The sequence below is a fragment of the Pyxidicoccus fallax genome, assembly GCF_012933655.1.
Taxonomy (GTDB): domain Bacteria; phylum Myxococcota; class Myxococcia; order Myxococcales; family Myxococcaceae; genus Myxococcus; species Myxococcus fallax.
In genome coordinates, this window is record NZ_JABBJJ010000752.1 from 1 (window position 1) to 689 (window position 689).

The 689-nt window shown below is 53.3% G+C and carries 2 protein-coding genes; both read left to right on the forward strand.

Going from position 1 to position 689, the window contains the following annotated elements:
• Window positions 1-411: 411 nt before the first annotated feature.
• Entirely contained in the window at window positions 412-603 is a 192-nt protein-coding gene (locus HG543_RS53995; RefSeq protein ID WP_004187666.1) for a Rop family plasmid primer RNA-binding protein, read from the forward strand.
• The coding region (locus HG543_RS56950) for a helix-turn-helix domain-containing protein (protein WP_142387073.1) at window positions 603-689 on the forward strand (87 nt) is incomplete at its 3' end. The genes HG543_RS53995 and HG543_RS56950, both read left to right, overlap by 1 nt.

A 689-nucleotide genomic window follows, 5' to 3' on the forward strand; every position in this document is an offset into this window, starting at 1 on the left:
CGTGCATACAGTCCAGCTTGGAGCGAACTGCCTAACCGGAACTGAGTGTCAGGCGTGGAATGAGATAAACGCGGCCATAACAGCGGAATGACACCGGTAAACCGAAAGGCGGGAACAGGAGAGCGCACGAGGGAGCCATCAGGGGGAAACGCCTGGTATCTTTATAGTCCTGTCGGGTTTCGCCACCACTGATTTGAGCGTCAAATTTTGTGATGCTTGTCAGGGGGGCGGAGCCTATGGAAAAACGGCCGTTGTGCGGCCTTGTCCCTCTTCGTGCTGTCTGTCCTATGCCGTTATGTGTGCGTTGCGACCGCTCGCCGCAGCCGAACGGCAGGAGCGTAGCGACTGAGTGAGCGAGGAAGCGGAAAAGAGAACATCCCTACACTGAGCACTGACGCTCTGAGGCCTCTTATGACGAAACAACAGAAAACAGCGCTGAATATGGCTAAATTCATCCAGAACCAGTCTCTGCTCCTGTTGGAGAAGCTTAACGAGCTTGATCTCGATGTCGAAGCCGACCTTTGTGAGAAACTCCACGATGATGCGGAGCATCTTTTCCGTACACTGTCCTCGAGACTGGATGCATTACAGGATGGTAACTGATGGCCAGAGTGTCTATTAGTGAGGCTGCCCGACTGACGGGTAAGAGTAGAACAACACTGCACAGGTTAATTAAAGCAGGTGACCTG